The organism is Lysinibacillus sp. KU-BSD001, assembly GCF_042920265.1.
GTDB lineage: Bacteria > Bacillota > Bacilli > Bacillales_A > Planococcaceae > Lysinibacillus_B.
Genome location: NZ_JBDQZI010000018.1, coordinates 70,233 through 80,985 on the forward strand (window position 1 = coordinate 70,233; position 10,753 = coordinate 80,985).

9 protein-coding genes are annotated in these 10,753 nt (G+C 33.2%); all 9 read right to left on the reverse strand.

Features of this window, described 5'->3' with window-relative positions; all coding sequences use genetic code 11:
• Positions 1 to 6: 6 nt before the first annotated feature.
• Genes AAGS61_RS19035 through AAGS61_RS19075 form a run of 9 tightly spaced genes read right to left on the reverse strand, consistent with a single transcriptional unit; the run spans position 7 to position 10,510 of the window.
• On the reverse strand, positions 7 to 252 hold the full coding sequence (locus AAGS61_RS19035; RefSeq protein ID WP_391375672.1) for a hypothetical protein: 246 nt from the start codon (positions 250 to 252) through the stop codon (positions 7 to 9).
• Positions 249 to 1,733 (reverse strand): class I adenylate-forming enzyme family protein, encoded by a 1,485-nt coding sequence (locus tag AAGS61_RS19040; RefSeq protein WP_391375675.1) that lies wholly within the window; start codon positions 1,731 to 1,733, stop codon positions 249 to 251. Before AAGS61_RS19040 ends, AAGS61_RS19035 begins: the two co-directional genes overlap by 4 nt.
• Before the next feature lie 18 nt (positions 1,734 to 1,751).
• A complete protein-coding gene (locus tag AAGS61_RS19045) occupies positions 1,752 to 2,927 on the reverse strand; it encodes a Gfo/Idh/MocA family protein (RefSeq protein ID WP_391375678.1) in 1,176 nt (391 codons plus the stop codon).
• Positions 2,928 to 2,943: 16 nt separating this feature from the next.
• Positions 2,944 to 4,065, reverse strand: a complete 1,122-nt coding sequence (locus AAGS61_RS19050; RefSeq protein WP_391375681.1) for an FkbM family methyltransferase — start codon at positions 4,063 to 4,065, stop codon at positions 2,944 to 2,946.
• A gap of 2 nt (positions 4,066 to 4,067) precedes the next feature.
• Positions 4,068 to 5,123, reverse strand: coding sequence for a hypothetical protein (locus tag AAGS61_RS19055; protein WP_391375684.1), 1,056 nt, complete (start codon positions 5,121 to 5,123; stop codon positions 4,068 to 4,070).
• The gene (locus AAGS61_RS19060) at positions 5,116 to 6,276 is read right to left on the reverse strand and encodes a LegC family aminotransferase (protein ID WP_391375687.1); all 1,161 of its coding nucleotides are present in this window, start codon (positions 6,274 to 6,276) and stop codon (positions 5,116 to 5,118) included. Before AAGS61_RS19060 ends, AAGS61_RS19055 begins: the two co-directional genes overlap by 8 nt.
• Positions 6,273 to 7,271, reverse strand: coding sequence for an NAD-dependent 4,6-dehydratase LegB (locus tag AAGS61_RS19065; RefSeq protein ID WP_391375690.1), 999 nt, complete (start codon positions 7,269 to 7,271; stop codon positions 6,273 to 6,275). Before AAGS61_RS19065 ends, AAGS61_RS19060 begins: the two co-directional genes overlap by 4 nt.
• Before the next feature lie 18 nt (positions 7,272 to 7,289).
• Positions 7,290 to 7,625 (reverse strand): hypothetical protein, encoded by a 336-nt coding sequence (locus AAGS61_RS19070; protein ID WP_391375693.1) that lies wholly within the window; start codon positions 7,623 to 7,625, stop codon positions 7,290 to 7,292.
• Positions 7,625 to 10,510 carry a DUF2920 family protein gene (locus AAGS61_RS19075; protein WP_391375696.1) on the reverse strand — a complete coding sequence of 962 codons (2,886 nt, stop codon included), beginning with the start codon at positions 10,508 to 10,510 and terminating at the stop codon, positions 7,625 to 7,627. The genes AAGS61_RS19070 and AAGS61_RS19075 overlap by 1 nt, the downstream gene beginning before the upstream one ends.
• Between the last annotated feature and the right edge of the window lie 243 nt (positions 10,511 to 10,753).

Below are 10,753 nucleotides of genomic sequence, written 5' to 3' on the forward strand. Positions count from 1 at the left end.
ACAATTTTATTTTAATTCAATCTTATGTTGTACTAATTCAATTAATTTTCCAACGATTTTAAAATCATCTGACATCATTTCATCATCTGTAAAACTAATATCAAATTTTTCTTCTAGTTCAAAAATAAAACGAACCATCCCAAAAGAATCGATATAACCATCTTCAATGTAATTGATTCCGTCTATATTTTTGTTATCCTCAAATTGAATATCCGTTTGTAAAGCTTCATAAATATATTCTTTTACATTCACAAAATCACCTTCTTAATAATATCACTTCTAACAAGCTTACCTAATGAATTTTTAGGCAAATTGTCTACGAAATATATTCTTTGCGGTTGTTGATAATCTGCTAAATGCTCAAAACAATGCTTCATAATATCTCTTTGGGTGACAACTTCATCTTTTTTTGCAACAACTGCCAAACCAACAATTTCACCTAATCTTTCATCAGGAATCGCAAAAGCTGCACATTCTTCTACTTGAACCAATTGTTTCACACAGCCATCTATATCCTGAGGGTATACATTAATACCACCCGTAATAATCAAATCTTTCTTTCTACCAACATAATATAAAAAGCCATCTTCATCTAAATAGCCCAAATCTCCAGTTTTAAAATAGCCCTTATACTGACTTTTTTCGAATAATTCTTCTTTCAAATAATAACCTTCACACAAAAGTGGTGTTTTACAAATGATTTCTCCAATTTCATGAGCGGACAAAAATTCATTAGTATCATTAATAATCTTTATTTCTACATTTGGTAATGGGAAACCAACTGATTTCTTTTTCAAAAGCGCTTCTCTATAATTTATACTCGTTGCTGTCGAAATTTCAGAAGCTCCATACATTTCATGAAATTCACATTTCAATTTATCAATCAATGCAAATTTTACCTTTCCCTCCAATAAAGCAGAAGATGATACTAAGCATCTAATTGACATTAAATCATCCACATCAATAGCATCTAACTTTTTTTCAATTTGATTTAATTGTGCAGATACAGCAATAGTAAATGAAACCTTTTGATTCTTTACAACTTCAAACCACTTATTCACATTAAATTTAGCCATGAGTATACTCGTTGCCCCAATAACCAATGGCATCAAGACAAGTCTTTCTGCTAAAGAATGATATAAGGGAGTTGCTGCAAGAATATTATCATTTTCTTTAATTTGATAAATTTGAACATGTAAATTAATTCTATTAATTTTATTGTTTTGTGTTAATACAATGGGTTTAGGGCTTCCTGTTGACCCAGATGTCATTGTAATAATATAAGGCTCATTTCCAGAAATCCCCTTAAAAATCGGGCGATCCACATGAATTGAATTAAATACTAATTTATCCAAGTGATGGGTAGTGATATCCATTCTATCAAAGATTTTTTGATTCTTTTTAAAAAACTTTTCAGAAGCGATTACATGTGTAACATTCGCTGCATGAAATAAATTTAATATTGTTATCTCAGGTAACGTTGAATTTATAGGGACAACAGCTATGCCATTATTGGCTGCAGCTAATAATATAGCAACAGATTCTACCGAATTATCCATAGGAACACCAATATGTTCCCCAAATTTAATATTATTTTTTAAAAAATAATTAGCAAAATGAGTGACCAAATTAGCTAATTCTCTATAAGTTAATTGAACTCCGTCACACCAAATAGCTATTTTCTCTTTTTTTTGTTCTGCATTCTTATAAAATAAATCAGCTAAAGTAGCCATTTTACACCTCAATCACACTTAAAAATATACTTTTGCCCCGATTTCAGCTGATTTATAAGCGGCATAAATTACCTTTATCGTATCATAAGCTAACTTGAAATCTGATTTTGGTTTTTTGCCGAAATAAATACATTCCATAAAGTCTTGCATCTCATCCGTGTAGCCTCTAATAATTTCATCTGAAATAAATGGCTTATTCCAACCTGTTTTTTGTGGCAACATTTCCGAAATGTATACATTGTCTAACCCATCTTCATCTAAAAAATAGGTTTCCATTAAATCATTTAACGTGATTGTGCAATTAATTGTAGCATCATTACAATATAGTTCCACATAGTTTTTACTTCCACCTAGACATACGTCAGTTGCAATTACTACAGCTTTAGAGCCATCTGAGAAAGTAATGATTACTGTTCCCATATCTTCCACATCATTAGGTCTTGCCATAATATGACGATGTTCATAATCATTCAAGGTAGGTGTAACCCGTCCCATATCGCCCAATACACTCTGAACATGGATTTTCATTCCTCTTGCTTCAGCTTCTTGTTGTTTAAGCCATAAAACCGCTGATAATGGGTGAGCACCTGTTCGAATAAATGTACCACCCCCTGTTTTCGACCATTCTCCGGCTACTGGAGAGCTAGAGCCTTTTAAACTTTCTTCGCCCTTCATATATAAAATACGACTTTTTTTAGCTTTAATTACTTCCGCTGCCTTTACGACTGCTGGAGCATAGACAAAATTTTCTGCATAGAAAAATTGTTGCTTTGAATTATCTACCACTTCTTTTAATTTATCTAACGACTTCAATAACTCATCATACATTTCAACTTTTGATACAGTTTTTCCAATCGGATTTACATCTTCTTCTCTTCCAAAAAAACCAGATAGAGGTTTTTCACAAATAACGTGCTTGCCTGCCTCCATTGCTTGAATGATCATATCTTCGTGAACATATGGAGGAGTACAAATATCAATTACATCAATTTCAGGATCATTTATTAAATCATTAAAATCATAAGAAGCATATTCAAAGCCATATAAATTCTTTGCTGGAATTAATTGTTCTTCTCTACGTGCGACAATTGTTTTAAAACGTAAAGGAATTTTACTTACTCGTTCAAGTGCCTGCATATGTAGCTCTGTAGCACGACCTGCTCCTACCATACCGATTGTGATTATTTTATTCATCGAATTCTCCTATATATTAAATTCTGTTTTTAGGTATTGCATAGCAAACCGTTTCTGTATTAAACATCGGTATATAATGACGTATAAAGAAAGTATATTCATCATTAAATTTTTTCATCAGAAGTGGGAGTTTATAAAAATCTTCTAAGCTATGATACAAACAAATAGCTAATATAGGTTGATCCCTCTTAATTATATTTTCAGCACCTTTTAGAGCATTTTCTTCTGCACCTTCAATATCCATCTTCAAAAATGATATTTTTTCATTAGCTAATATATCGTCTAATTTCTTAGCCTTAATTTTTTGTTCACCATTCGATTCAATTTTCCCGGAGTTTAAATTAGACGAAAAATAGAGATTTTCTTCTTTATCCCAACATGCAAAATTTTCACATTGAACATTTTTGATATTTTTTTCTACAACATTATTTATTAATTTTTGATAATTTATTGGGTCTGCTTCTATAGCTATATATTTACTATATTGTTTAAAACGCTCATTAAACAGAACTAATGTATCGCCTGTAAAACTTCCACAATCTACAAAAACTTCAGATGGTAAAATTTCAATTATCCCAGGTTCGAAATACTGATCTTTTGTTAGAGACGATAATTCACTAAAAATTGTATTATCATATGTTAAACGAGAATTTAATAGCGCTACATATAAATCTTGAGAATGTTTATCTTCCAATATTGAATAGACTTCTTCGAATCTATCCATATTATCTAAGATGACTCTTTGATTTTGATTTTTTATTTCATAAGCAATTGCTGTACCCTTAATATCAATATTTAATTTTGAAATACCTAAGCTCAATAATTGCTTATATACTTCATGAGCATAAATTGAAGTAATAACTATTAATATATTAGGATTTTTTTGATAAAACTCATAAACCTTAGCTGGTGAAAGGACAATTTTCCCATTTATACTTGTACCTTGTAATTCTTTATTGTTGTCTGCGTAAAATTTTATTCTTTCATTTAAGTCATTTGATTGTAAAAAATTAATGTAATTATTTGCAGTTCCAACGCCCCATACAATAATTTCATTAACATTTTCTCTAATACTAGCTAAATAATCCTCAACAATATCATCTTGAACTATATTTAATTTTAATTTCTCTTTTAACATTTTCAATTTTCCTCTCTTAATTCATTCGGTCTATCTTGATCTCCATCAGCTTTAAAAAACTTTGTTCCCGGCTCTTTATAATGCACCCAGATATCAACATTCTCCTGTAAAAAGGGTTCAAAGTAATTTGGAATGATATTCGGATCCTTTTCTTCTCTTAACATAAACCCTGCATTTAATATGAATTGAGAGTTAAAATTATACGCATAGAAATCAATATATTCGTAATTCCCCTGCGAAAGTAACATTGAAAGCTCTTTTGATAACCCTTCTAATAAGCGTTCTTCCCCAATATAATCCATAATTCTCAATATTTTAGCGCCACTACATTGAACTTCTCTACAAACTAAAATAGCATTAACTTCTTCATTTAACCTCTTAACGCCATATACCTTATATTCATAAATAGGGTGTTTGAAATATCTTTTATTAATATAATAATTATCTTTATACGGAATAGCTTCTACTTTTTCGACATCAAAAACAGCTAATAACTCTTCGATACTATTTAATTTCACCAATTCACTTGAGAAATTCACATCATTTTTCTTATTATCTTGTACATTATTTTGAATTTTAGAGATTTTGTATTCTTTAATATCTGGATTTAGCATATAATAATGGTCCATTTTATCTGTATATTCTCTAAAAAATACCTTCCTTAGAGGAATCGTTGTTTTAGGATTTGCACCGTTACCAATGTGTCTATCACAATTTGTAAGTATTTTTGCTCTCTTTGCTAATTCAATCCCTAAAAAAGGCATATTATTATGTTCTTCGACAACTTTCCACATACTCCCCCAAATACATTTTTTTGCTGCATTTAACGTTTTAGAAGTATAGATAAATCCAAATATCCCCTCTAAACGATTGACCTTTTTGTCAATTGCTAAGACAAAATTAACTTGGTTATTCTCTACATACTCATATTCAAATAGCTCTCGATTAGTAGCCATAATATGATTTTTACGCCAGTGATTATCAATAAATTGCATAATCATTTCAATATCATCATACTCAGCTAATCGTATTTCATATCTTTCATCAAACTTATTCATTATTCACCTCTATTGGTGTACTAGATATATTAACAATTCGTTTTTTTAATCGATTTGTTACGCTCAAATCCATCGTTGGACAATCCTTCATGATCTCCAGTTCATGCATCGGCTGCCAAATCGGGCGGCTCATCACACCTTGCTCGTTCAAAGAGCCTAATACCTCATCACGTTCTAACGATTCATCTAAAACTAACGTTTGTAGCCAATAGTTACTATTACTATGTACTGGCTGTTTAAATAGTTTCACACCCTCTAAACTCGCTACAAGCTCTTCATATTTATCAGCTAACGCTTTTTTCTGGATTAAAAACTGTTCTAGCTTTTCTAATTGCGCACAGCCTAATGCCGCATTAATATTTGGCATACGGTAGTTATAGCCAATTTCATCATGAACATATTCCCATTTATGAGGTACTTTCGCTGTTGTCGTCAAATGCTTTGCATAATCAGCAAGTATTTCATCATCCGTTAAAATCGCACCGCCACCACCGGTTGTTATGATTTTATTGCCGTTAAAGCTCATTGCATTCACTTTACCAAAGCTGCCTGTATGCTTGCCTTTATAATACGTCCCTAGCGACTCTGCCGCGTCCTCAACTAATACTAAATGATATTTTTCGGCTAGATCAACAAGCTCATCTAAATGCACCGCATGACCAAATGTATGCATGGGGACAAGTGCTTTAATGCGTCGATTCGTTTGTTTATTAAATAGCTCGCCATTTCGAATTTCTGCAACTTCTTGTAGGTATATATCTAATTTAAATGGATCCACACCTAGTGTTTCTTGGTGAACATCGATAAAATGTGGAATCGCGCCACAATAACTCACTGCATTTGCCGTTGCAATAAAAGTCAGCGAAGGCATTAGCACTTCATCGTCTGCTTCTACCCCTGCCACCTTCAATGCAATATGCAGCGCTGCCGTACCATTGACAACAGCAACAGCTCGTTTAACGCCTACAAATTTCGCTAACTCTTCTTCAAATTTCGTTACATACGCACCTACAGACGATACCCACCCCGTTTTAACGCAATCTGTTACATATTCTAGCTCTTTATCATCAAAAGTTGGTTCATGTAGCGGTACAAAATCTTTTCCGTACAGTTGTTTTACTTGCTCTGCAAATTGCATCCATTGTTTGTTCATATATTATATACATCTGCCTTATATTGAGATAAGTTTTTAGGGTTCGTAAACCACTCAATAGTTTCTTCTAAGCCACGGCGGAATCCATCTTTACCGCCATACTGTGGCTGCCAGCCTAGCAATTCCTTCGCCTTTTTATTTTCGGCCCAAAGACGCTCGACCTCACTCTTATCTGGGCGTAAACGTTGCTCATCCGTTTCTATTGTTAATCTCACACTCATAATATCGGCAATCATCTCTGCTGTTTCACCAATTGATACTTCATAGTTTGAACCAATATTAATGACTTCACCGTTCGATTTGTCAGATTTCATCACTGAAATGAAGCCTTGTACTGTATCCTTCACATAGTTAAAATCACGAGTCGGGCTTACTGCACCAAGCTTAATTGTTTCCTTACCATTAGCTAGCTGACTAATAATAGTTGGAATAACCGCACGCGCTGATTGACGTGGACCATATGTATTAAATGGACGAATAATCGACACAGGTGTATCAAATGAACGATAGAAGGATAAAGCCATTTGGTCGGCACCAATTTTAGAAGCAGAATAAGGTGATTGCCCCTGTAATGGATGCTCCTCGTCAATTGGCACATAAAGTGCTGTCCCATATACTTCACTTGTCGATGTATGCACAACCTTCTCTACATCTAATTCACGTGCAGCCTGAACAACATTTAGTGTTCCATTTATATTTGTATCAACATACGTAGCTGGCGAATGGTAGGAATAAGGGATGGCAATAAGTGCTGCTAGATTTAACACATGTGTACAGTCTTTCATCGCTTCTTTTACACCAAACGGATCTCTAATATCACCTGTAAAAATATCTAATTGAGATTTAATTTCCTCCGGTGAATGATCCAACCAGCCATACGAATTAAATGAATTGTAATAACAAAAAGCACGTACGTCGTGACCCTCGCGTACTAATTGCTCTGTTAAATGGGAGCCGATGAAACCATCGGCTCCTGTGATTAGTATTTTCCCCATAAAAAAATCCCCTGCTTATTATTGTATTATTTGCACTTGCTCCTCAAAGAACGGCTTGATTTCATATTCAAATAAATCTGCTACTAATACCCAATCCTTTTTACTCAACCCTTCATTAATTTCCGTTAAAAACATTTGAATTTGCTCTATAGGAAAATTAAGTTCGATATTATGCTCCTTCAACAATGGTTTTAATTCCATTAACCATAGCATCCCTTCAGAGAAGTCTTGAACAGCGAGTAATGCGTCATCATGCTTGCCGTCTGATAATTGCTCCGCAATATACTGCGCACCGTTCGGGATATTGTAAATGTACTCATTATAACTTGCGATTACTTCTTGTAAGTCTATCATCACTGTGTACCTCTCTCTTCGATTTCTACTAACACTTCTTTCGTCACTCGTCTAGCTTTTTGAAAGACGACTAACAACTTTTCATATAACGCTTTACTTTGATTGTAAACACGCTCATACGTTTGTTCGAGTGTCTCGTTTTTCTTCTGTTTATAATCTTTTCGCGTTTCTGTAATAATTAAGTAAATAACACTATCGAGCAACACTTGATCATACAATTCAATTAATTTCTCATCAATTTTATCGAGTTTCCGAAGAACAGGCTTTGTAAATTGAATGGTAGACTTTTTATCCCTTAGAATCGTAAGTGCCCTTTGTAGCTGATGCTCTAGCTGTCGATATACATCTAGTTCTTCTTCAAAGAATTTTTGTAGTTGTGCTAAAGAAACGGTTTGCTTCTCATAGTTAGCATCCTGTAGCTCTTTCGTTTGGAAGAACTCTGCGTACTCCTGACAAAAATCTTGGAATGTCTTTTGCGGCATCCCTTCAATTTTACTGCCACCCTCTGTACAGTTATAAATTACATGGTTATCCTTTAACACTACATAAATCTCTTCGAATTGCTGACGCATTGAATTAAAAGTTAAATCTGTATAAACTTTATCGCCATTATATCCTTCTACTTCATAAGCATGGTTTCTAATTAGCCAATTTTCATCAATCTTTACATACCCTGCATTATTTGCTGCATGTGTTTGATTATTTGTAAATGCTAAATCTTGGCCAATTAATGCGACAGGTCCGCTTGAAATAAATGTAGCAACATGAAGCGCTGTATGTGCACAACTCCCACCATTGAGCATAATCGGAATTTTAATACCTAATTTTTCTTCACAATAATCTAATATCGTATCTTCTATTTCCATACCATAAAAGTATAAATTATTTTGATACATTTCCGTTATTTTATAATGACTACTCAGCGCAGTAATTAACTTCGTTTTCCCTATTTCTAAGTCTTTAAAATGCAAGTCGTAGTTAATCGGTGCCCCGTCAATTGTTAGAACATAATCTGGTTCAATTCCAGCTGCCAGTAAGGATTTAGTCGTAGAACCCGCCGCAATAATAACAACTTGATCCGCAATTTTCTTTAGTAAGGGCAATTGCTTTGTTAATGAAGGTCCACCAGAAGCGACAATAACAGGTTGTGTATAGCGTTTATGCAAATCATTCAAACTTTCTGCACCATTTAAGTATTGAAGATTATGGCGCACATTTCGTTGCCAAATATCACTAAAGAAACTAATTGTGTTTCTTCTCATTTGATCCGCTAAATAGCTTTCTTTCACAATTAAGTTTATATTGCGCTGTTCCATCGGAAATAATTTATCATAATTAGGTGAGCAAATTAATTTCATATTTGTATCATATTCATCGTGATAAGCTCTCACTTGCTCTTGGAACAATTTTTTTTCAGAAATGACTGTCACCCCATCAACAGTCATTATTTTTTCAATTCCACTCATCGCAGGCTCATAAACGAGCAATGGGGCATCCTTTAATTTTGCTTTTAACGCTTGTGCAACATAGCCATAGCCATAGCCGAATAATACATGTAAATAACCTTCTTCAATTTCCTTTTCGGCTATTTTTTCCGCCTCTTTTATCGGATCATATTTACTATGCAGCAAATAACCGCCCAGAACAATCGTTGGCAATCCTTTTTTTGTTTCGATATATTCTATTGTCGGTTGTTTTTGCTTCATTTCTACAATGATATTTTTCGATTTCAATGAATAGTCTTGCAAAACCTGTGTATTTCTTTCTGTTTGTTTTGCTAATTCATACTCTGCTATCTCTAAATTCACATGACCATCCTCTAATCGGAATAGCGGTAACCCATGACGATAATTTACATGGATTTTCGTCTTAGAACTCTCCACTGTATAGCTTAGTTGGCGCTCAATCGTATTATGGTGCTGTGGTTTCATTTTTAATACATATTTAACAAGCTCAATAAAATCAGCGTCTAATCCGTGATTTGTTGATTTAAATATAATATTATCTACTTTTGTACTATCGATAACCTCAAAATGAACATGTGCTAACTCACTCAAACTCTTTTTCTTGTCTTCCACATCCACTAAATAATCTGTCATGCCAACCACTGAATAAATATAACTTCTATTTTCAAAATCTTTATAAAGCTGATGTATTGATAAAGCTTGTTTATCTTGAATAATTTCCTTTGCCAAGTAATTAAAATATATACATAAATTCGATGTATATAAAATTCTTGCATATTCTAAATATTCTGGTGATACCCATGCTGCTATGTCAATAATATGAGAAAACAAATGTGGCGCTAGTCGGTTACTAAGGTGCAATAAATAAGCCCCTTGTGATTGCCCAAAACCAATAATTCGCTGTTCGGTATATTGAAAACCATTTTTAGTCAATATTGTTTTAATTGCTTCAATAGCCGTGATCAAATCAATTGCCTGCATATAACTCATATCAGCAAATTCATCTAAAGTTTCTTCTAACTTTGCATAAACAGGAAATTCTGTATCTTTAGTTTGCAATAATGGGATTAAATTAGATGAATCATTTTGGATTTGTAAGATTTCCTCTTCTGAAAAAATTTTATCTAAAGACGACGTTTCATCATTAAATGTAAATTCATCAACCCCTTGCATAAAACGACTGCCAAAATAATCGCATTGTATAGTAACAACATTATACAAATCAGCAAATCGACTACGCATTTTTTTGTAAACGTTAGAATCAATATGTCCCCCAAAACCAGGTACAAAAATAAATAACCCTGTTTCTTCGTTCGTACCTTTTTCAGGTAGAGCAAATTCAATTCTTAATTCTCTTTTATTATAACCATTCCATATCGTATGGTGCGCTGGAATTGTGATTGACTCTATATGTGCCACTATCTTCTCTTCTCCTTCACATTCCCAATTTTTTCTACGTATTAATGAATTGTCTTTATTTTGCTTCTTTATGTATATCGGTCATTTTTTGCAAATATAAAGAAAAAGCCTTCAAAATGAAGGCTTCAGATTGTCGACAAAAGGCCTTCAGAATGGTCTCATTCTGAAGGCCTTTTGTATTTTTAATATTTTTAGGGGTATTTTATAGTCTTATTTTAAGTAAAAGTACTCTTCGAGTATTCT